This window comes from Chryseobacterium sp. IT-36CA2 (assembly GCF_949767875.1).
Taxonomy (GTDB): Bacteria; Bacteroidota; Bacteroidia; order Flavobacteriales; family Weeksellaceae; genus Chryseobacterium.
On sequence record NZ_CATKPG010000023.1, the window covers coordinates 362,251 to 383,632 of the forward strand.

General features: G+C 36.5%; 16 protein-coding genes and 3 tRNA genes. 9 read left to right on the top strand and 10 right to left on the bottom strand.

The window, feature by feature from the left end; all coding sequences use genetic code 11:
- Nucleotides 1-5: 5 nt before the first annotated feature.
- Nucleotides 6-512, bottom strand: a complete 507-nt coding sequence (locus ACM6F9_RS18565) for an outer membrane protein (RefSeq protein ID WP_414847078.1) — start codon at nucleotides 510-512, stop codon at nucleotides 6-8.
- A 242-nt stretch (nucleotides 513-754) separates the two neighbouring features.
- Between ACM6F9_RS18565 and ACM6F9_RS18570 the strand changes: the two genes are divergently transcribed.
- Together ACM6F9_RS18570 and ACM6F9_RS18575 are read left to right on the top strand one after the other, a co-directional pair.
- Complete coding sequence (locus ACM6F9_RS18570) at nucleotides 755-2,776, top strand: ATP-binding protein (RefSeq protein WP_414847079.1); 2,022 nt, start codon at nucleotides 755-757, stop codon at nucleotides 2,774-2,776.
- The gene (locus ACM6F9_RS18575; RefSeq protein WP_414847080.1) at nucleotides 2,766-3,404 is read left to right on the top strand and encodes a response regulator; all 639 of its coding nucleotides are present in this window, start codon (nucleotides 2,766-2,768) and stop codon (nucleotides 3,402-3,404) included. The genes ACM6F9_RS18570 and ACM6F9_RS18575 overlap by 11 nt, the downstream gene beginning before the upstream one ends.
- 48 nt (nucleotides 3,405-3,452) lie before the next feature.
- Here ACM6F9_RS18575 and ACM6F9_RS18580 read toward each other — a convergent pair whose 3' ends face one another.
- On the bottom strand, nucleotides 3,453-3,884 hold the full coding sequence (locus tag ACM6F9_RS18580) for a hypothetical protein (RefSeq protein ID WP_228406974.1): 432 nt from the start codon (nucleotides 3,882-3,884) through the stop codon (nucleotides 3,453-3,455).
- Between the two features lie 245 nt (nucleotides 3,885-4,129).
- On the opposite strand from ACM6F9_RS18580, the gene ACM6F9_RS18585 reads away from it, so the two are divergent.
- From ACM6F9_RS18585 to ACM6F9_RS18595, 3 genes are all read left to right on the top strand, one after another.
- On the top strand, nucleotides 4,130-4,768 hold the full coding sequence (locus ACM6F9_RS18585) for an alpha/beta hydrolase (protein WP_414847081.1): 639 nt from the start codon (nucleotides 4,130-4,132) through the stop codon (nucleotides 4,766-4,768).
- Nucleotides 4,769-4,887: 119 nt separating this feature from the next.
- The gene (locus ACM6F9_RS18590) at nucleotides 4,888-6,207 is read left to right on the top strand and encodes a PDZ domain-containing protein (protein WP_414847082.1); all 1,320 of its coding nucleotides are present in this window, start codon (nucleotides 4,888-4,890) and stop codon (nucleotides 6,205-6,207) included.
- 4 nt (nucleotides 6,208-6,211) lie between these two features.
- Nucleotides 6,212-6,739, top strand: coding sequence for a hypothetical protein (locus ACM6F9_RS18595; RefSeq protein ID WP_414847083.1), 528 nt, complete (start codon nucleotides 6,212-6,214; stop codon nucleotides 6,737-6,739).
- On the opposite strand, the gene ACM6F9_RS18600 is transcribed toward ACM6F9_RS18595, so the two are convergent.
- The 3 genes from ACM6F9_RS18600 to ACM6F9_RS18610 all read right to left on the bottom strand — a co-directional run bounded on the left by ACM6F9_RS18600 (nucleotide 6,732) and on the right by ACM6F9_RS18610 (nucleotide 9,094).
- On the bottom strand, nucleotides 6,732-7,760 hold the full coding sequence (locus ACM6F9_RS18600) for a L,D-transpeptidase (RefSeq protein ID WP_414847084.1): 1,029 nt from the start codon (nucleotides 7,758-7,760) through the stop codon (nucleotides 6,732-6,734). The two genes, ACM6F9_RS18595 and ACM6F9_RS18600, sit on opposite strands and share 8 nt — an antisense overlap.
- 199 nt (nucleotides 7,761-7,959) lie before the next feature.
- Nucleotides 7,960-8,796 carry an XAC2610-related protein gene (locus tag ACM6F9_RS18605; RefSeq protein ID WP_414847085.1) on the bottom strand — a complete coding sequence of 279 codons (837 nt, stop codon included), beginning with the start codon at nucleotides 8,794-8,796 and terminating at the stop codon, nucleotides 7,960-7,962.
- A 10-nt stretch (nucleotides 8,797-8,806) separates the two neighbouring features.
- On the bottom strand, nucleotides 8,807-9,094 hold the full coding sequence (locus ACM6F9_RS18610; protein ID WP_414847086.1) for a hypothetical protein: 288 nt from the start codon (nucleotides 9,092-9,094) through the stop codon (nucleotides 8,807-8,809).
- A gap of 258 nt (nucleotides 9,095-9,352) precedes the next feature.
- On the opposite strand from ACM6F9_RS18610, the gene ACM6F9_RS18615 reads away from it, so the two are divergent.
- The 3 genes from ACM6F9_RS18615 to ACM6F9_RS18625 all read left to right on the top strand — a co-directional run bounded on the left by ACM6F9_RS18615 (nucleotide 9,353) and on the right by ACM6F9_RS18625 (nucleotide 14,574).
- On the top strand, nucleotides 9,353-10,393 hold the full coding sequence (locus ACM6F9_RS18615) for a helix-turn-helix domain-containing protein (RefSeq protein WP_414847087.1): 1,041 nt from the start codon (nucleotides 9,353-9,355) through the stop codon (nucleotides 10,391-10,393).
- 135 nt (nucleotides 10,394-10,528) lie between these two features.
- The gene (locus ACM6F9_RS18620) at nucleotides 10,529-13,375 is read left to right on the top strand and encodes a TonB-dependent receptor (protein ID WP_414847088.1); all 2,847 of its coding nucleotides are present in this window, start codon (nucleotides 10,529-10,531) and stop codon (nucleotides 13,373-13,375) included.
- A 17-nt stretch (nucleotides 13,376-13,392) separates the two neighbouring features.
- Complete coding sequence (locus ACM6F9_RS18625) at nucleotides 13,393-14,574, top strand: phosphatidylinositol-specific phospholipase C domain-containing protein (RefSeq protein ID WP_414847089.1); 1,182 nt, start codon at nucleotides 13,393-13,395, stop codon at nucleotides 14,572-14,574.
- 211 nt (nucleotides 14,575-14,785) lie between these two features.
- On the opposite strand, the gene ACM6F9_RS18630 is transcribed toward ACM6F9_RS18625, so the two are convergent.
- Nucleotides 14,786-15,112, bottom strand: a complete 327-nt coding sequence (locus tag ACM6F9_RS18630; RefSeq protein ID WP_414847090.1) for a winged helix-turn-helix transcriptional regulator — start codon at nucleotides 15,110-15,112, stop codon at nucleotides 14,786-14,788.
- A gap of 605 nt (nucleotides 15,113-15,717) precedes the next feature.
- Between ACM6F9_RS18630 and ACM6F9_RS18635 the strand changes: the two genes are divergently transcribed.
- Complete coding sequence (locus tag ACM6F9_RS18635) at nucleotides 15,718-20,340, top strand: T9SS type A sorting domain-containing protein (protein WP_414847091.1); 4,623 nt, start codon at nucleotides 15,718-15,720, stop codon at nucleotides 20,338-20,340.
- Nucleotides 20,341-20,646: 306 nt separating this feature from the next.
- Here the strand turns inward: ACM6F9_RS18635 and ACM6F9_RS18640 are convergent.
- The 4 genes from ACM6F9_RS18640 to trxA all read right to left on the bottom strand — a co-directional run bounded on the left by ACM6F9_RS18640 (nucleotide 20,647) and on the right by trxA (nucleotide 21,377).
- Nucleotides 20,647-20,720, bottom strand: a tRNA-Asp gene (locus ACM6F9_RS18640).
- A 32-nt stretch (nucleotides 20,721-20,752) separates the two neighbouring features.
- Nucleotides 20,753-20,826 (bottom strand) — tRNA-Asp (locus ACM6F9_RS18645).
- A 33-nt stretch (nucleotides 20,827-20,859) separates the two neighbouring features.
- A tRNA-Asp gene (locus ACM6F9_RS18650) sits at nucleotides 20,860-20,933 on the bottom strand.
- Between the two features lie 126 nt (nucleotides 20,934-21,059).
- Nucleotides 21,060-21,377 carry a thioredoxin gene (gene trxA / locus ACM6F9_RS18655; RefSeq protein WP_027374941.1) on the bottom strand — a complete coding sequence of 106 codons (318 nt, stop codon included), beginning with the start codon at nucleotides 21,375-21,377 and terminating at the stop codon, nucleotides 21,060-21,062.
- Nucleotides 21,378-21,382: the final 5 nt, after the last annotated feature.

A 21,382-nucleotide genomic window follows, 5' to 3' on the forward strand; every position in this document is an offset into this window, starting at 1 on the left:
GGAGTTTAAAATTTATAAGTAAGCCCGGCTTTCCCTCCTGAAGCTACAGATCCTCCACCCAATTCTATATGAGCTGCAAGATTTTTGGTGAAAAAATATCTACCCCCGATTTGTCCTGCAAAACCAACTCCTGAAGACTTCCCGTCAAAATAATCGAAATCTGATCCGTTATATTTATAGGAAAAAGAATTGTAGGCTAAGGTAGCTCCTGCATATACGTCCCATTTATTTGGAATTTTAAGCAAAGTATTGAAGTGATAATTTCCGTTAGCTCCTACTCCAAACCAGCTTCCTTTAATGTCTTCTGAATACTTTTCAGTAGCATAACTTCCTTCTATTCCCACTGTGATATCATTATGTATAGCGTAGTCTACTCCTACTGATATAGGAAGTCCCCATCCGTTTGCTACTCCTATATCCACATTGATCTGAGCTTCTCCTTTCTGTATTCTCTGTGCATGCATACTCCCGAACAGGGAAATCATTCCCAGGATAAAGATTCTCTTTTTCATTCTTAATAGTTTTTTTTGTTATTGTCTGTTCTGCAAAACTATCAGTGAATTCCATAGAACACAACCCTTAAAAAGGTGTATTTTTTTCTACTGATTTTTAGGGATCTCATACCCTGTATATTTGAAAATACAGACCTAAAATCATAATTTCCAGGTTTATAATATAATTGATAATTTTAATTTTATAATTTTATGTGGCTTTTTTATTTTTGAATTATCAACAATTATATTGTAAAAAAAACATGATAAATAAATATTTGCTTTTACTTCTATTTACTTTGGGAGCACCGTATGTATATGCTCAAAGCTCATATTTTTATTATCTTGAAAAAAAGAACAGTAACTTCGATAGTCTGGTTACAGCTGCTAATCACGAAACTATAGATACCGTAAAAGCTCTAAAATCCTACCAGATAGCTGCTACTTATTTTACAAGGCAGGATTTAGAGAATTATAATAAATATGTAAAACAAGGTTTAGAAAGTTCCTCCAAAAGTCAGATATACAAAGATATTGGATTATATTACCAGGCTCTCATCCACTTTACAAAACCTGATTTTGCTACTCTTCTTGAAAAAGATTTTGTCACCGCTGAAGCTGCACTAAAAAAATATAGAAGTACTGAAGCTAGAAGAATAAGAATCATCATGTTTCAAAATTTGTCTCTGCTAAAAGTAATGCAGACCAAAGAAACGGAAGCCATGAATCTTATTATCAACAAGGCAATTCCTATTGCAATATCCATTGGAGATAATGAACTTATAGGTGGTTTGTATAAAAATGTTGCCCTTCTGTTTTATAACTCCCGTGACTTTTCAAAAGCAATAGAATACTGTAATCTGGCAGAATTATTTTTAAATAAATTAAAAAAGCAAACTCCCCAATCTAATGGTATAATGGGAGAAGTTCTTTTACTGAAAGCAGAATGTCTGATGAGAAAGGATAAACTACCGGAGGCAAAAATAGAATTGAATAAAACCTACTCAATCATTAAAAACTATCCTGAATCTAACTTTAACTCATTGTATTTAAGCAATTTGGGCTATTATCAGATGAAGCAAAAAAATTATCCTGAAGCTCTTAAAACATTTGATTTGGGTCTACAAAATGCAGAAAAATATAAAAACACCAATATTACGGAGAGGATAAAACTGTTTAAACACCAAATCTATCAAGAGCTTAAAAATTTCAAACAATCTAATACCATTTTAAAAGAAGTCTATCAAAAAACCTCATACAAAAGAACAAAACAGGAGGTTATGAGGGAGTTTTTTAAAAATTATACCGCATTAAAGGACACTGCCAAAGCCAATCTCTATGCTACAGAATATATTAATTCCCTGGATAGCATTAATGGTATCAGCATTCATAAAAACATTGCACTTCTGGAAGCCAAATACAGAAAAGCTGAAGATGAGAAAAAAATTGCGTGGCTGTATACCGAGAAAGCAAAGAAACAGATGGAAGTAAGCAAAAAAAACTCGTATTTATGGTTATTAAGCCTTGCCTTATTATCTTTCATCGGTCTTCTTATTTTTCTATATATTATTTACAGAAAAAATAAAAAACTATCTGAACAAAAGGAAATCAATCTTCAGCAAAAAATAGAAGATATTAAACAAAAAGAAGAATTATCACTTACCAAAGCCATTCTTGATGGTGAAGAAAGAGAAAGAGAGCGTATTGCCAGAGATCTTCATGATGGTCTTGGCGGTATGCTTGCCGGAGTTAAGATTAATTTCTCCGTCTGGTCTTCCAGCCACCTTAATCCAGAAAAAGAACAGGAATTTTATAAGATTTTAGGACAACTGGACAATTCTGTGAGTGAACTCCGGCATGTAGCCAGGAACTTAATGCCTGAATCACTTCTTAATTTTGGTCTGGAAACCGCTTTACATGACCTGTGTGAATTTTACAACAGAAAAAACCTCGAAATTGATTTTCAGGCCATTGATATTGACAAGACATTACCTTTAAATATTCAGCTTAATATCTACAGAATCGTACAGGAACTATTGGCCAATGCTATAAAACATGCCGAGGCTAGCAGCATCTTACTTCAATGCTCACAATCCGGTGAAAGTTTTCTGATAACAATTGAAGATAACGGAAAAGGCTTTGATAAAAATATAGAAAAAACCGCCAAAAGTATGGGACTTCATAACCTTAAAAACAGGGTCAATTATCTGAAAGGAAAAATGGAAATCAATTCTGATCATCAAGGAACAACAATTAATATAGAACTCAACATCCATGGAGAATGAAAAAATAAATATAGTCATCGTTGATGATCATCCTATTGTGATCGAAGGGCTAAGAATGATGCTAAAAAGCCAGCCTTTCTTTCATTTGGCCGGAAGTTTTGCATCCGGTGAGGAAACACTCAGCTATATCCGGACTCAAATGGTGGATATTATTCTCCTTGATATTACGCTGCCCGATGCTAATGGTACAGAACTCTGCAGAGAAATAAAAAAAATATCGCCTAATACCTCCGTGATTATGTTCAGTAACCGCTCGGAAAGAAGCATTATCATGCAATCTATACAAAATGGAGCGAGTGGCTATCTTCTAAAGAATACTTCTATTGATGAACTTGTTATCTGTATCCGGGGAGCTCTTTCCGGAAATATTGTTTTCTGTAATGAAACCAAGCAAATCATCAGCCGTCCTTCTCAAAATGACATGCCGATTCCCCGGCTCACAAAAAGAGAAAAACAGATCCTGCAGATGGTAGCACAGGGAAAAACAAGTAATGTGATTGCTGAAGAGTTGTTTCTGAGTCCTCTTACTGTAGATACTCACCGCAAGAATCTTTTACAGAAATTTCAGGCAAAAAATTCAACAGAATTGATCAACAGAGCAGTACAGCAACGCATGATTGATGAATAAAAAAACCGCTTTCGAAGCGGTTTTTTTTTATCAATAATTAAAATAATTTTATGGCTCTAAGAAACTGTAATCGATAGAGGCTACTAATACCCCTTTACCTTTTTTCTTAACTGTTCTGGCAATTTCTCCATCTATGTAAAGATTGATTGTCAATTCAGAATTATCATCCGGCATTGATGCATTAGCATCAAGATTCAACTGTGCCTGGCTGGAATTTACAAAGAATTCCCCACTTGTCCATGGTGAAGTTACAGGTGATTGTGGAGTATTGTAGATAGTATTCTGAGCTGTACCTACTTGTGTTACAACACTTATAATATTTCCTCCGGCTGTTGTCTTCACTTCGAATTGAACAACATGATCCTTGAATTCTTCATCGTCATCTTTTTTACAAGAATTAACAACGGTAATTACAGAAAATAATAAAACGAATAAAAAAGAAAGTCTAAGTAAACTTTTTGAATTGTAAAATTGCTTCATTTCTCCAAATAGATTTTTTAATGTTTCAAATATAAGTTTTTTATTAATATAAAAATAACTTTTATGAAAATTTTCCAATAAAGATTTCCAAATAATATCAAATCAATAAAAATAAAAACACATCTCAAAAATCCAAAAATACACTCCGAAGAATCAATCTTTAAACATACGGTACCTTGTCCCGAAGTTCATTGTATGAATAATAAAAAGTAAGATTCTGCAGGTAATTTAATTATCTTTGCTGTATGAATTTAGATTATCTAGTAAGAGAACCGGAAAATATTACTTCCCAAACTCCCATTCTTTTTATGCTTCATGGCTATGGCAGTAACGAGCAGGATCTTTTCAGTTTTAGGGAAACTCTTCCCGATGACTGGATTATCGTAAGTTTCAGAGCTCCACGTGATACTCAATTTGAAGGATACTCCTGGTATGATATTAATTTCAATGATCCTGAAAACTTTATTGATGTTCCCCAGGCAAAGGAATCTTTAGATTCAGTTCTGGAAAATATATTAAAAATCGTCAACCACTATGGTCTTATGGAAAGCAAAGCTCACCTTTGCGGCTTCAGCCAGGGAGGAATACTGTGTTATGCTTTAGCGTTAAAACATCCTGAACTTTTTAATCGTATTGCCTGCCTAAGCAGCTATCCTGAAGAGAAAATTCTGGATGGTATTGTAAAAGATAAAAAGAAACTGGAGGGACTTCGCTTCTTCATTTCGCATGGTACTGATGATGCTGTGATTCCACTTGAATGGGGAAGAAAAGCTGCGGATCTTCTTTACGATCTTAGTTGTTACTTCACTTTCAGAGAATATATGAGCGGACATGGCGTCAATCAGAAGAATTATATGGATCTGATGGAATTCTTTTCCAAATAAACAGATACCAATTTAAAACAAATTCAATAAAAGACACTACTTCATTGTAGTTTATATAAACATTCCAGCTTTTGGAATGTTTTTTTTTATCATAAAGATAATTTCAGTAAATTCAGTAAATGAAATTTAAATTGCTTTTACTAGGATTATTTCTAAGCATTTTTATAAATGCCCAGAATTCTTTTGAGTTGATTAATACTAAAAAAGCGGTTATCCCTTTTCAGTTTATCAATAATCTTATCTTTATTCCCATCAATGTCAATGGTGCGGAGCTTACCTTTTTGCTGGATACCGGCGTTTCGGAAACGATCCTTTTCAGTCTGGAAAATAAGGAACTCAAACTGAGCAATGTGGAAAAAGTAAAATTTTCCGGTCTTGGAGGCAGTATAAGTATTGATGGTTTAAAATCTGACCGCAATATTGGCAAAATAGGAGACGGAATTGTAAATACCTCCATGTCTCTTTATATTATTATTGATGAAGAATTTAATATTTCTCCCCACGTAGGAATTCCTGTAAATGGAGTTATCGGGTATCATTTTTTCAAAGACCACCCTATTTATATAGATTACAGCGCTAAGAAAATTACCGTGTATGAAAATGCAGATGCTCTGCAAAAGAAAATCAAAAGGTTTGAAGAATTTCCGATCACCATTGAGAAAGATAAGCCTTATCTGTACGGCGGTGTAGAAATGACAAATGAGAAGAAAGACTCAAAACTGCTGGTTGATCTCGGAAACAGTGATGCTATATGGCTCTTTCCTACCCTTATCAAGAATTTTGTTTACAACAGACCTAATATTGATGATTTTCTAGGCCGTGGTTTCAATGGAGATATTTATGGCAAAAGAAGCCGGATTCATAATTTCTATCTTGGAAAATTCAAGTTTGAAAAACCTCTTACCGCTATGCCGGATGAATTTTCTATTCAGCATGTTAATATGGTAGAAAACAGAAAAGGCTCAATAGGCAGTGAGCTTATGCGGAGGTTTACCGTAGTTTTTGATTATGCTAATAAGAAGCTTTATTTAAAGAAAAACAGATATTTCGATGATCCTTTTCATTTTAACATGAGCGGACTCGATTTCAAGCAGGACGGACTGGAATGGCAGGAGGACAGGGTAAAAATTGAAACCCAAAAATCTAATATGTCTACCACTGAAGTATATAAAGATGCTTTTCAATATAAATTTAAATTAAAACCAATTTTTTCCATTGCCGGGGTAAGAAAAGATTCTCCCGCTTATCAAGCAGGTCTCCAAAAAGATGACAGAATTCTAACCATCAATGGAGAGCAAACCTCGGATATGACTCTGGAAAAAATAGTAGAACTTATGAAATCCAATGAAGGTAGAAATATCAACATGGTCATTCAAAGAAAAACTCAAAAACTTACTCTGAGTTTCGCTTTGGAAGATCCCATTCCTTATCAAGAATAAAAATATGAATACTGAAGAAAGCACCTTAGACAGAATAAGAACCAGACCCAGATTTAAAATGTTTACTCATCTTACCAAAGAAGAGTATGCTGAAAGTTTGAAAAAATATATGGAAGAGCATAAAGGCGAATTTTCAGGCAATATCAATAAAGAAGTTGCTACCATCTGGGTGAAAACAGCATATGACAATTACTGGAAGCCCCGCCTTGCTTTACGGGTTGAGATGGAAGATGAACATACAGCAATACGCGGAGTATTTGGACCAAGTTCAGCGGTGTGGACATTCTTTATGTTCCTGTATTTTTCCTTTTCTATTCTCTGGATGACTTTCTTCACCATGTATTATGTGGAAAAACAAATAAAAAGCGCCGAATACCCGTGGGCACTAAGCGCTTCTTTTATCATGTTATTTTTTATTCTTCTTACTTATATCGCCGCCAGATTCGGGCAGCATAAAGGAAAAGAAGAAATGCTTAAATTGAGACAGTTTGCTGAAGAATCTACTCTTCAGTTTGAAAAGAAAATTAGTTAGACTGAGGTTCTACCGGCTTTTCATTCTGAATAGGTGTTGCTGCTGCTCTAGCCGCTTTGATAGAATCTGCTACTTTTTCTCTATTGCTTTGTTCTTTCAGCATTTTCGGAACCTCAGGTTCAAGAAGCTTAGTTAATTCTTCAACAGAAATATTATTGGCATTAGGATCATCCAGAAGCTTTCTCCATGGTTTTCTTCCACCCCATTTATAATCTCCGAATACCATTACTGCCGTACCTCTGGCTTTTGTAGTAGCACCTCCGGGATTCAGGATCCAGGTATCTGCATAAGAATACAGCCATTTCGCATCTTTTCTCAGCAATCGCAGACAAGAGTGTGAAGCAGGATATCCGGGAAGCGTATATTCATGCCATCCGATACCTCCTAAATTATGAATATTAAAGTTATAAGGAAGTTTCCATTCGCTGCTCACCGTAGAAATAGCCAGCTCTTTTTTCCAGTTGGCAAAAGTAAGTCCTCTTGTTGTCTGAGCTGCTTTTTTACCCATACTGGTTGGTCCCCATTTCACAAGGCTACCATTGGAATAAACTCCAAAAGCCTGAATAGGATATGAGAATATAACAAATTTTTTCACCCCGCTCAATACATCCAGCTGCATCGGAAATGGTGAATATGCCATTAATGTTGTATCTATTTTGGCCGGAACGACCAATGTATCGGCATTCCATTTACTTTTAGAATCCAATCTGTTCAATGCTAAAATAGCGGTACGCTCTCCTACACTGTATTTTTTACTGTATTCTGCGTAGATAGAATCTCTCATCTTTTTATCCTTTGGAAGAACAAAAGCATTATAAAAACCATTTTCCTGCATCACAGGCGGAACAGATTCTTTTTTTACCACAGGAACAGAATCTTTCTTTATAGAATCCTTTTCTGCCTCCTGAACTTCGGAAGAAGAAACAGTATCTTTAAAAGTATCACTTATTTTCTCTATTTCCTTTTTACAGGAAACAGGGAACAAAGCGCATAAACAGACATAAATAAAGGATTTTTTCACAGATATGTTTTTCATAAATAAATTGGCCGTTTAGTTTGGCTACCCAGTACAAATATCAGACCTAAAATCGAATCATAAAAGAGATTGTTAAAAATACCGTAAAAAAACGGAGGCTTTATCACTGTAAATGAGGAGTTATAGTATACAATATTTAAAATTTCATAGATTTTAAAGGTGTTTTCAGATGCCAACAGAAACATTATTCTTCGGTCTGTTCTTTTGTAGAAATCCATTCTAAATTCCCGTTTTTACCATAACGGTAGATGTCCAGATGCCAACGAGCTCCCCCTCTGCATCCCATTGTTAAAAGTTTTTTCTTTTTGTCAACAGTTACATCGCATAGACACGAACAACTTGAGTGGGAGTAATCCGGTTCCTTAAGCTTTTCAAAGTGTTTACTTTGCGGATTATACAGATATATATCAAACGTTCTGTAAACACCCATTCCCTCATCAGGAACAGAGAATGCAATGTCATCGTAACCATCAAAATTGTAATCCTCAATGATGCTTTGCCTGGCAAAAGAAGGTTTATCCGGAGACGGAAGTTCTATTGCAGTTTTCTTACCATCAGGATAAGCAATGGTAAAATGATTATTATAAGAATGATTAAACGCCAATACAGCATCATGCAGAAGATATTTATCGCTTCCGTCATACTTTTCGCCCTCTACCATTTCCAGTGTAAACTTTCTGCCATCTTTTGCTCTGGTATAGGTAATGTTTGAAGCACTATCATCTATCATTTCTAATGTATATACCCCGTTGATTTTCCCTCCGATCATTTCATTCCAGACATAATAATTAATGTCCGGCTCCCCGTCTCTTCTCCTGTCTGTATCTACTTTAAAACTTTTTATCTGTAAAGGGATGATTTCTTTCTTCCCGGAATATTGCACAAATGCTCCTTTACCCTGCGCTCCGTAATATATTTTCAGTCTGAATTCTTTTACCTCTCCCACAGATTTTAGGGTAAAAGGCTGTGCTGAGACCAGCGCAGAAATCATAATTAAATAGAATAAAAACAAGTTTTTCATCATCAGCAGTTTATATAAAAAGATCCAACATAAATCTTACAATCCATAAAAATATAATCAACAGAAGTATAAAAATCTGAACTTTATTAACATTTTTGCTCCCGAATTTCCATACCAGAATCCGGTCTATGATAATCACCAGCAATAAAGGAACTAAACCGAACAGAATATACATGCCGAATAGAGCATCAGGTGCTGACGAGCCTGTCATCAGAACAACAGCAGCAATCGATCCGACAATCATGGCGATGATTCCTGCAATAAAAAAGAGGGTCCAGTTTTGAAATTGTTTTTTCATGAATATCAAATATCATTGATGAGTTATAATGAAACGGCTATTAATCTGTAACTACAAAATATCCCAAAAGACAGCCATCCGACTTATACTTATTAGCTAAAATAACAATAACTACTTAATATACAAAACCGGAAAACCCACGAAAACCCGTTCAGAATTAACCTCTTACTCATCATTATATTACTGGGTTAATATTTAATAATTTGTTAAAGAAGCTGTGCACATATTATCTATAATTTTGGCAAAATATCAGTTATCATGTTATATATCATTATGGTAGTTGTACTACAGGCACTTATCACCCTTACTCTTCTGATATCCCTGATCAAAAACAGGGAATCTGTACTGAATATGCTGCTCCTGTACATTGGAGTGGTTGCTCTGGATATGGGCTATGAATATTTCATCATCCAAAGGTCTGGTTATGAATCTGTTCTATATGAAATTCCGGGGAGTCTTCGTGTATTCAAAGGACTTATTTTCTTATATATCACTACGTATTTAATCCATGCAAAATGGCGGGACAAGCTTAAATACCTTATTGCTCCGTTGACTCTGGTGGTCGTTCACCATGCGATTGCAACGTCCGCCAAAATGCTTGATCTTCCATGGGCAGATCTGGCGATTACCTCTTATAAGTCCTATTTCGTTTATTACAGTTATTATTGGATCGCCTGTCTTGTTTTGTGTATTTATTTACTGACAAAATACAGAAAAAAGATTACACATCCTGTAGCCGGTAATTTCCGTTATCTGGTTTATTATGTATTGACGGGGGTATTACTTTTCTGGGCAGTCTATCAATTGGGTTGGGATACTTTGGTCTATCAGAAGATCTACAGTCTCTTATTTCTGTTCCAGTTCGGGTGGATTTTGTACGTTTATATTTTAACGTACCAGCACAAACTTCAGAATACATCATCGTTTTCTATTCCTAAAGAAACGTATCAGTATAAAGACCTTTCAAAAATAGATTTTGAGGCTGTACAAAATGCCATTACCTCTTTCTATAAGGAAAGCCATGATTATCTGGATGAAGAATTTACTTTAGACCAGCTTTCCAGTCATCTGAAAATAAGCAAAGCCGACTTAAGTATCACTTTTAATAAGCATCTTCATTCCAATTTTCACGAATATACCAACAGGAGCCGTATTCAGCACTTTAAACAGATCTTGCAGGAAGATCCGTCAGCCAGTGTTACAGATCTTGCATTTCAATGCGGTTTTAAATCCAAATCTACTTTTTATAAATATTTTAAAAAAGAATTCCACTGCCTTCCCTCTCAGCTTGTTCATTAGTTACAATTATTTAATATTAGCAACTTATTGATTTACAATACAGTTCACCTCGAACTCAAGATAAGAAGTTGTATAAAATTTAAATGAACTAAAACTTTTGAATGAGCTGACATCTTTGCACCAAACTTTATAAGGATGTCACGAGAAAGACTTTTTTTAACAAAAGCAGCATTTTTTCTTCTTGGGCCTTTGGCCTTTGCTCAAACCACCGTTCACGGAACTGTAGTAGACAGTCAGGGAAATCTTCCCAATGCATTGGTATATATCGAAAACAGCGGGCAGAAGGTAACTTCTGATACTGATGGTTCTTTTGTTCTTAATAATGTTTATGACGGAAGTTATAAGCTTGTTGTAGAATATAAAGGATATGACAGTGTTTATATTCCCTTCACTGTTGAAGATAAAAAGGAAATAGATCTTGGATTAATTAAATTTGGAACTAAATTTAAAGAAAACAATCTTCAGGAAGTAGTCGTTACCAGCGTGTATAAAGCATCACAGGCCAGAGCGATTACCATGAAAAAAAACTCCAATACAATCACTGAAGTACTTTCTGCCGATGCCATTGGGAAACTGCCGGACCGTAATGCTGCCGATGCCGTACAACGTATGCAGGGAGTTTCTATTGAAAGGGATATGGGGGAAGGACGTTTTGTAGCAGTAAGAGGAACGCCTATACAATGGACTGCTTCTACCCTGAATGGCAACAGAATGCCAAGTGCCAGTGGCGACAATGCCAATCGGGGGGTTCAGATGGATATCTTCCCTTCGGAGCTTATTCAGAATGTACGTTTGTCTAAAGCTCTTACTCCGGATCTGGATGGTGATGCTATTGGTGGAAATGTAGATTTTATTACGAAAACCTCTCCCAATAAAGAAACATTAGCGATAAGTATGGCTTCGGGGTATGTTAACATGTCCAAATCCCCTTCTTACAACACATCCATCGTCTATGGAAATAAAATTACGGATAAGCTTAAATTCATTACCTCTGCTGTGATCTGGGAGCGCTCTACCGCTATAGATCAGATGAGAAATATTTATAATTACGGACTGAAAGATAAAACAGCTTCTTATTCAATCAACCAGCTTCAGCTTCGGGATTATCTGGCGAACCGCAGAACTTTGGGATTCAACCTGGGATTGGATTATGAAATAGACAGCAGGAATAAATTATATGCAAAAGCCCTATACAGCCAATACAAAGACGGGCAGTCTGTAAGGGAAACCTATTTTAATTTTGACAGCAAAAATGTTATGCTGCAGGCTCGTCATGCGGATTATCTTACGGATCTGTACTCTATGCAGATAGGTGGTAATCATCAGGTAGGACAGCGTATGGAAGTAAATTGGTCTGCATCCAAAGCACGTTCCGAATTTAAGTTCAATTCACCAGATCAGCTTGAAAAAGATCAAAGAGGCTATCCTATTATTAATTTCATGCAACCTATGACCTATGGAAATCTGTCTGCAGATGGAAGAAAATATATGGCAATGGATGCTCCGGACGGCATTGGAGATACCGAAAAATACACTTTGCCATACAACCAGCAGGCAATAGCAGCAGACAAACTTAAGCTCAATCAAATTATTCTGAGTCAGAACCACAACAGTGAGACGGATCTAAGAGGACAGATTGATATTAAATATAAAGCGGCCGATAATTTTGAAATTAAATTCGGAACCAAATACAACAATAAAAACAAAATTGTAGACAGCTCTGTGTTGGTTTGGATGCCTAAGTCATCATTGGGAATTCCTGGATCTCCGGTAACCTATTTAAGTCAGCTTGAGCAAGAAGGCTTTCCCTATAAAGGAGGTTTCATGAATCCTTTGGTTAATCCTTATAATCCCGTTATCATCAACCAAATTACCAATGCGCAAATTGATCAGATGTACAATCCTGCTACACAAAACAGCTTAGGATTGATGCAGGTAAGCGGCAAGGACAGCAATTCGAACATTACAAGTTCGTACCGTGGTACTGAAAACGTATGGGCAGCTTATGTAATGGGTACGTGGAAGATTTCAGATCAGCTGCAGGTATTGGGAGGTTTCAGAAATGAATACAATGATGTTACCTTCTGGGGCAAAAAAGTAGTATCAGATAAAAGCAATATAACGGAAGATATTAAGGACAATAAAACATACAATGTAGTCCTTCCGATGGTCAATATGAAATGGAATATCACCAGTGACCGTATCCTGAGATTGGCCTATACCCGTTCTTTTGCCAGACCGGATTTCAATGATCTGAATCCCGGAACCATCGTTAATGACATTACCAATACCATCACTCAGGGAAATACCAAGCTGAATCCTACATTTTCAAACAATTTTGACCTTATGTTTGAGAACTACTTCGGAAAGCTGGATTTGATCACTGCCGGAGTGTTCTATAAAGACATTAGCAATCTTATTTACAAAGATCAGTCTGTGATAGATTTAGCAGGCAGAACCTATACTTTCACAGCTCCTAAAAATTTGGAAGGAGCTCAACTTTTCGGTTTTGAATTCGGGATATCAAAACGTTTTGAAAACCTACCCGGATTTTTGAAAAACATCGGTTTTGAAGGAAACTACACCTATATTTCTTCCAAAATGAATATGCCTGTCTACGAAAACGGTCAACAAACAGGAACAATGTCCACCACAATTCCGAACCAGGCCAAACATATTTTCAATACCATCCTGTTCTATGAAACCAGCAAGCTCATGATCCGTCTTGCAGGAAATTATAAAGGAAATTATGTAAGCGAGATCAGAGCAGCGGCCGGAGCAGATCATTATCAGTATTTTGATAAAAACTTTACCGTAGACCTTTCCACTTCTTACAGTCTCACAAAGAAAGTTCGTCTGTTTGTAGAACTGAACAATATTTTTAATGAACCGAACCGGTATTACATGGGAACCAAGGACCGCGTAGAAAATATTTCTTATTCAGGAATACGTGGACAACTCGGATTCACTTTCAATTTTTAATCAAAAATTTTATTCATATGAAAAAGTATATATATGGAGCTGCATTGTGTATGACAGCACTGATACAGGCACAGGATAAATGCCAGAATATAAGAATCAATCAGCTGCAGATTGTGGGAACTCATAATTCTTACGCTCAACCTGTAGATCCCAAAGTACTGGATCTGGTAACCCCGATCATCAACGGAATGATGCAGAAATACAGCAGTATGATGTCTGAAGAGCAAAAGGCTAAATTTAAAGAATATCATCCTTACGGCATGGATCTGAAAGAAGGCCTGAATTATAACCACCCTGATTTCACAGAACAGCTCAACGCCAATCTCAGAGGGCTGGAAATAGATGTTTACTACGATCCTGAAGGCGGTAGATTCAGCCATCCTGCTACCTATGAGGTGCTAAAGGCAAAGGGAGTCACTGATCTGGCACCTTTTAATACAAAAGGGCTGGATCAGCCAGGTTTTAAAGTCCTGCATATGGCAGATATAGATTTCAGAACTCATTATCCTACTTTAAAAGATGCGCTGACTGCTCTTAAATTATGGTCTGATCAACATCCCGGACACACTCCTATCTTCATGATGATTGAAGCTAAAGATTCCGGTTTCCCAATTCTTGAAAACAGTACGAAAGTTCTTTCCTTTGATAAAAAAGCCTATGATGAACTGGACGGAGAGATTATAAAATATCTTGGAAAAGATAAAATTATCACTCCAAAAGATGTTCAGGGTAAATATAAAACACTCAAAGAGGCTGTAACACACAATAACTGGCCAAAAATTAGTGACAGTAAAGGCAAATTTATCTTTATGCTTCTTCCCGGAAGTGCCGGAACCCTTTCGTCCAAAGACAATCCTTATCTTGTAAATGGATCACTAAAAGAAAGAATCATGTTTCTGAATAGTGAACCAGATGATTCTTTTGCTGGATTTATCCTAAGAGACAACGCTATAGTAAGACAGAAAGAGATACAGGATCTGGTAAAGCAGGGATTTATGGTCAGAACCAGATCTGATATTGAAACCTATGAAGCTAAAACCAATGATTTTACAAGATCTAAAGCCGCTTTCAGCAGTGGTGCCCAGGTTGTTTCCACCGACTTTTTCCGTTCCGGGAATACTTATGGAACACCTTACTTTGTGCAGCCACCGCAGGGGAAAGACTATCTTAATAATCCTTTAAATTCTTCGTGCAAATAACTACTAAGCCGGTTCTGAACAGAACCGGTTTTTTTATGACTAATCAAACCTCAAATTCTTAGCTAAAGCCAGATGAAAAACATTTTTATTAAACGGAAACCGGGTTAAAGCCCGACCCAATTGAATATCTAAACTTATACCCAAAAACCCGGATCTCGAAAATCTGAAATTCATAATTCATAATCTCTCCTCAAACCTCATCATTCTATTGCTATACCAATCCCTCTAATTGCTGTAAAATAGGAATCAGGGATTTTCCTTTTTGAGTAAGATTATATTCTATGTGCAGAGGCTTTTGCCTGATGACCACCCTCTCCAACAAATCCATTTCTTCCAGTTCTCTAAGAGCTGTTGATAATGTCTGTTTATTAGATCCTTCTATGTCGCGCAGCAAGCTGCTGAAACGTAAAGTAGATTTGGAGGCAAGAATAAAAATTTCTAATTTTAATTTACCTGAAAGTGTTTTTAAAAGCTTCTGTACAGGGCATATTTCTGCCCCTTCAGCAGAGCTGTTATTAGTCAGATTTTTTTGACTCATTGTGTGTTTTTTTTAATATCGTAACTTTGCAAACATAGTGGTTAATAATAAATTAACATAATATTATCCACACATTTAACAAAAAAAGTTACAAAAAGCACAAAAAACTCAGTAGAAAATTTTCATTAAAAAACACATCTTTTTATGATATTTCTCTCTAATTTGTTCTGATTGTAAATTTGCATAATTGTATAATTGATTATCAATTATTTTTTATAAAAACTAAAACCTGAAACACAAACATGAAAAAAAAGAACTTTACTCTCGATTTAGGCTATAATATACCCTATTATTTACCTGCCTATTTTTCTTCACAACACAACATGAAGCCCGAAAACCTGCAATAATTATATTGGAAGGCTTTAATACAAGCACAATTCGGATTATTTATCATGGTTAGTAATAGAAAATGAACGATTGTAAGAAACAGTTGGTTTTCAAAAATCTGCCACAACTGATAATATCGGATTTCTGTCTAGCGGTTACTCTACAAAAAGTACATCTGCTTTATTGTATTCTATTCCTTCCTATACTGTTGTTGATAAGCTATAAAATTTGAATAAAAGGTATTCAAATAGAATCTAATAACCTAAAAAAACATGCGTATGAGAAAAAAATCAATGCTATCAGTCTGGGCTGTATTCTGCTCAGTTGCATCCGTTTATGCTTCGTCACGAGGCGATACGGACCGGCGCTTTTCTAATGATCGGTTTATATTGGAAAGTCGCCTTCCAGTAACCACTCTCACTTATGATTTGGGGCCTGTGATGTCTATTTCACAAAACCTTAATGAAAAAGGAGCGGTAGTTATGAGTGGACAACTCAACAAACCTGTTACCACCAGCGATGTTCTGATTTCCGTTAAATATCAGAATACCTTGGGAGAATGGGTTACTGCGTGGTGCAAAACATTATATGCCAGCAATCTGTATAATGAAAACCTTAATGCTACCTTTGAATTACCAGCTTCTGCAAGCAGCGGTACGTATAATTTAAAAGTTGTGCTGAGTTCAGAAACAGATAACTTCTCCGGAATTACATGGAATAAAGCGGTAAGCCATTACAAATTCGGAGATTATACTGCGGCCACGTGTGAATTGGATGAAAATGAGTACACGATACTTTTCACTCCGAAAAAAAACGGTACAGTATTATTTAATCCTAACGGAAGTGTTTCCGGTGTGAAAGACAGGGTAAAATCACAGCATCTGACTAAGAAACTGGATGATATTGTATTATCCGTTAACGCCAGTGGTACTCTGGATAGCAGCAACCCAAATGCACCTGTGATCAATATTGACAATCCTAATAATATCGCTACGATTGCCAGCTCACAAAAATACATCTACCAAGGCAGTGACACAAGCCCTTTTGAGTTTTCTTATCATGATCCTGTTTATGTATTTGCCGGTAAGTTTTCAAGTTCGGGTTTCTTTATTAACTTCAGTAACTGGTTTTTACCTCCTGAGGAGGGTGGAGAACCTTGGGGTAGAGGATATTTAGATTTTACAAACCCTAATGCTTTAGTGAACAGGTATTACAACCTTTACAATTACATCAACGAGAAACTGACCGACATTATTTCGGATCAGGAACCTGTAGTTATTGTTGTAAGCAAAATAACCGGTTTCAGGGTATACAAATCTACCGGACAGTATATCACTGTCAATGCATTAAGCAATTATAATACAGTGAATGATTTCGGTTACCCTCCATTATATGACAAACAAAGAGGTCCCGGATCTGAAAATTTCTTTCTGAGCAATACTCCTAAAGCTTCTTTATATGGTATCGGAGCCATCAGAAACAGAAAAGTAATAGCTAACTGGAATGGACCAATGAGACCTCTTTCTGAGGTGGAAGCTGAAATCAAAAAATTTATCAAATATGTAGGTATTTTTGGAAATTCAACAGCATTTGATTCTGCAGATTGTGCCAATAACTGTTTTACAATTAATTCCGGAGCACTGCCGGATAATACAATATCAGACTGGACAAAAGCTCCTAACAGTTATATTTTCACAGGGAAAGATAACAACGGGAATAATGCAGACGGGTTGTATATTCCTGTAAAAAAAGCCTACGAAATGTGGCGAAACGGAAATTATATGAAAGGAGTTGACGTTCCTTCCGGAGTAATTACCGCTGATGTATTATGGGAAGATACGATGGGATTGATAAAATCTAAGGAAAATTATACTTTGGATATTATAGGTTCTGGTGAAACAGCAAAAATAAAAGTACCTGTAAACAAGGTAAAAAAAGGAAATGCAGTTGTTGCTTATAAAGTAGATGGACAGGTTTTCTGGTCATGGCATGTTTGGGTAACAGATGATCCTAGAAATGGTTCTACCTATAAAAGCTATGACGATGTAAAAAGACAGCTAAGTGACGGTACTGTAGAAACTATTCCTAACTCCGAATGGGGATGGATGGACAGAAACCTTGGTGCACTGGGGAACTCTCTTAATGGAGATGGATGGCACAGAAACGGAGGTCTTTTATACCAGTGGGGAAGAAAAGATCCTTTTCCATCTTTAACGTATAGTGATGCTACTTTTTATCAGGTAACCGGAAGTGTAGGAAAAGTGATCTATGATGATGCAATACCGAGATTGAAATTTACCAATAGTCCTTTCAACGATTATAAAAACTTTAATGATCTAAGACTGTTTGTCAATAAATCAGCAGCAAATATTACGGATAACATCAGAGCATCGGTTAAAAATCCTTTAAGCCTGATGTATGTGAACGATGATGGCACTGCTACTCCATCTACCTATGGTACTGTGAGTGGTGTTCCCTACTACTACAATTGGTTTGGGCAGGTACCAGGATTACAGACCAGTGAGTTAAGTAAAGTTAATTTATGGTCAGATAACTCTCAGGGAGTACAGGCAACAGATATTTCTGTTCCGCAACCATACAGAGATAAGTCCTCTTATGACCCTTGTCCGAATGGATGGAGATTACCTTCCTTATTGGTAGCATCATCCACAAAAAATATGAGAATGGATTTTACTCCTTTTGGAGCTAAAGTAAACAGTCCGTTATCTGCACTGAATGGTGTTCAGTCTAATATTCCTCCGGGATTATCAAACTTAAAACCGTATCTGGCTGGTATAAAAATATATCCTCAATACGGTTTTGATATGACCAATGTTGGAGGTAACAATATCGGAATATTTCCAGGAACAGGATGGATTGGGAGAGGTGCTACCAGTGATGGAAGATATCACACGAAAGCAACCTTTACAGATCAGCTTGAAACCTACCTATGGACATCTACTATGACCAATTTTGGTGGATATTCATCAATAGCAAGTGCATTAAGATTAATTCCGTCTGCTGACCAGATTGTCAATAATTACAGACCGGATGCTGCCAATTATCCTAATGTATATGGTCTATACAATTATAAACCAGCTGAAGATTATCCAACCAATAATGCACAAGCATGCAGATGTATCAAAGATCCGTTATTTGTAAAAAATAACTATAATTTTGACACCACTTACTTCACTGAAACTGAAACCTATAAAACAGGATTAGATAATCCTAATACTTATATGGTTACAAGATCTACTGCAGATCAAATTATCTCAGTACCTGTAAGTAAAGCCTTCTCTGTACAGAGTAATTATTTAGGAAATACCCAAATTCTGAATACAACAAGCTTTAATGATTTAAAAGCGAATGTACTTTGGACGGATAACCCTGCTTTAGTGACACAATTAACCATAGATAATACCTCTTCCAAAGATGGAAACATCAACGTAAAAGTAAATGCTAACCAATCCGGTAATGCTGTTGTTACTTTACACAATGGTTCAATCACTAACCCTATCTATTGGAGCTGGCACATCTGGGTAACCAATACATCTGTAAATTCTTTTACTCATGTAAACGACACCCCTATTACCACAGATAATTACGTGAATTATACCCAATATGGAACCCTAATGAAAACAGCTACCATGGATAGAAACCTGGGAGCTACGGAAGCAATGCCAAGTGCTTACAACCCAACGGTTGCTGCTCAGGTAACCCAACTGAACAGCTCACAGGGATTACATTACCAATGGGGAAGAAAAGATCCTCTGCCAATATTCAATAATATCAACGGATCTAAGTACAATATTTTCCTTGGTACTACCAATAGCAGTGGCGCTGTAGCCTATTCTACATTCACAGAAGCGAATTATAACTCAAGCAATATTGTGAATTATAATACCTATAAAAGCAGCATAACTGCCGCTGATAAAATAGATGTGAGAATAGAAAAGATTCTGGGATATTCTGTGGCCAACCCATTAAAACTAATGATGCCGGTAACTGCATACCCATATCGTGGAGACAATACCCCTCATTATACTCTTGCTTCAGACTGGTTGTTTGACACCCAATATCAGGGATTATATGATGAAAGATGGGGCTTAGGAGGTAAAAAATCTGTATTTGACCCTTGTCCGAATGGATGGAGAATTCCTGAAGTTCTTGGTAAAGGTACCAATAAAACTTCTCCATGGAGTCTTAAGGGTAATCCTGAAGCACTCAGAACCATTGACGGTACAGAAGCCGGTTATTATGGAGCTCCTATCTATAGCGTAACTGCACCTAGTTTCTGGGGCAAAACAGTAGGATATGCATTCACAAACAGTTTGTATAACGTAGGAAATTATCCAAAGGCGGTTAGCAGAGGAAGTAGAAGCGTAATGTATGCAGGTGCGATAAGCACTGCTGTTGGTGCATCAGGAGGAGTATGGTATGCTAATCTAAATGGGGAAATGACAGGAAGAGCTACTTATATGTATTTCGATATTTACAGCAGAAATAATGTGAAAAATGTAGATATAGATCCTTTTGCTTCTCTAAGCTGCAGATGTGTAAAACAGGAAGACAACGGTACTCCAAGAGGTCCACTGCCAGGTATTCCTGTAACACCAAACTCAGGAACTCAGGCTAGAACTGCTTTAAGCAAAACGGTTATCGAGGAAAAGGTACAAGATGATAAACTGGTTCTTTATCCTAATCCGGTAAAAGATATCCTGTATATTGATGCAAAAGATGATAAAGATTATTATTATCAGATTTATAACATGTCTGGACAGCTGATGAAAGAAGGCAAGTTTAACAACAAACAAACAGATGTTACTTCATTGTTAACCGGAGCTTATCTGGTAAGAATCAACAACTCTGAGACTATTGTAAAAATCATTAAAAAGTAAATTACAATAACACATCTTAAAAGCAATGATGGCCGGAATTTCTTCCGGCCATTTTTATTTTAAATATCTCATCAAGTCATCTTATGTAAAAGCGATACAACCACTCATCGAAATATATAGATCTAAGTACGCTTAGAAAGGATCAATCTCATTAATTCCACCTTTGCTTTCTTAATAATTTTTAACATCAGAAACTCAATCTTTGCATTAAATTAAAATATATATGCTCCATCCTTGTGATTGAGCATCCAGACTTTATCAAAGTCTATAAACAAAAAAAGTCTTCTATTTCTAGAAGACTTTTTGCGATCCGGACGGGACTCGAACCCGCGACCTCCGCCGTGACAGGGCGGCATTCTAACCAGCTGAACTACCGGATCAATTTTTTTAAAAGAAATTGAGAAAACTTCTGCGATCCGGACGGGACTCGAACCCGCGACCTCCGCCGTGACAGGGCGGCATTCTAACCAGCTGAACTACCGGATCAATTTTTTTAAAAAGAAATTGAGAAAACTTCTGCGATCCGGACGGGACTCGAACCCGCGACCTCCGCCGTGACAGGGCGGCATTCTAACCAACTGAACTACCGGATCAAATTATTAAAGAACTTCGTTTCTTTTTCGTGGTTGCAAAATTACACCTTTTTTCGTTACCTGCAAATTATTTTCAAAAAAAATGCCTCCCAATCATGGAAGGCATTCATTACCAAAGTTGTTTTTTTATAAGTGAGCGCTTAATTTTTCAGCGATTACCTCTTTTGGAGCTACACCTACTAATTTGTCTACCACTTCTCCATTCTTAAAAATAAGAACTGTAGGGATATTTCTGATACCATACTGCATAGAGATTTCCTGGTTGTTGTCTACATCTACTTTCCCAACTACTGCTTTACCTTCAAAATCTGATGCTACTTCTTCGATGATTGGTCCTAACGTTCTGCAAGGTCCACACCATACTGCCCAGAAGTCTACTAATACCGGTTTGTCTGATTTTAAAACCGTATCCTGAAATGAGCTGTCTGTAATTTCTAAAGCCATTTTGT

What these genes read in the sequence shown, in the direction of transcription:
- ACM6F9_RS18625 (WP_414847089.1), top strand. Translation starts at nt 13,393, where the DNA reads ATGAAAAAGTATATATATGGAGCTGCATTGTGTATGACAGCACTGATA.
- ACM6F9_RS18580 (WP_228406974.1), bottom strand. Translation starts at nt 3,884, where the DNA reads ATGAAGCAATTTTACAATTCAAAAAGTTTACTTAGACTTTCTTTTTTA.
- ACM6F9_RS18615 (WP_414847087.1), top strand. Translation starts at nt 9,353, where the DNA reads ATGTTATATATCATTATGGTAGTTGTACTACAGGCACTTATCACCCTT.
- ACM6F9_RS18585 (WP_414847081.1), top strand. Translation starts at nt 4,130, where the DNA reads ATGAATTTAGATTATCTAGTAAGAGAACCGGAAAATATTACTTCCCAA.
- ACM6F9_RS18610 (WP_414847086.1), bottom strand. Translation starts at nt 9,094, where the DNA reads ATGAAAAAACAATTTCAAAACTGGACCCTCTTTTTTATTGCAGGAATC.
- ACM6F9_RS18575 (WP_414847080.1), top strand. Translation starts at nt 2,766, where the DNA reads ATGGAGAATGAAAAAATAAATATAGTCATCGTTGATGATCATCCTATT.
- ACM6F9_RS18605 (WP_414847085.1), bottom strand. Translation starts at nt 8,796, where the DNA reads ATGAAAAACTTGTTTTTATTCTATTTAATTATGATTTCTGCGCTGGTC.
- ACM6F9_RS18570 (WP_414847079.1), top strand. Translation starts at nt 755, where the DNA reads ATGATAAATAAATATTTGCTTTTACTTCTATTTACTTTGGGAGCACCG.
- ACM6F9_RS18595 (WP_414847083.1), top strand. Translation starts at nt 6,212, where the DNA reads ATGAATACTGAAGAAAGCACCTTAGACAGAATAAGAACCAGACCCAGA.
- ACM6F9_RS18590 (WP_414847082.1), top strand. Translation starts at nt 4,888, where the DNA reads ATGAAATTTAAATTGCTTTTACTAGGATTATTTCTAAGCATTTTTATA.
- ACM6F9_RS18630 (WP_414847090.1), bottom strand. Translation starts at nt 15,112, where the DNA reads ATGAGTCAAAAAAATCTGACTAATAACAGCTCTGCTGAAGGGGCAGAA.
- ACM6F9_RS18565 (WP_414847078.1), bottom strand. Translation starts at nt 512, where the DNA reads ATGAAAAAGAGAATCTTTATCCTGGGAATGATTTCCCTGTTCGGGAGT.
- ACM6F9_RS18620 (WP_414847088.1), top strand. Translation starts at nt 10,529, where the DNA reads ATGTCACGAGAAAGACTTTTTTTAACAAAAGCAGCATTTTTTCTTCTT.
- ACM6F9_RS18635 (WP_414847091.1), top strand. Translation starts at nt 15,718, where the DNA reads ATGAGAAAAAAATCAATGCTATCAGTCTGGGCTGTATTCTGCTCAGTT.
- trxA (WP_027374941.1), bottom strand. Translation starts at nt 21,377, where the DNA reads ATGGCTTTAGAAATTACAGACAGCTCATTTCAGGATACGGTTTTAAAA.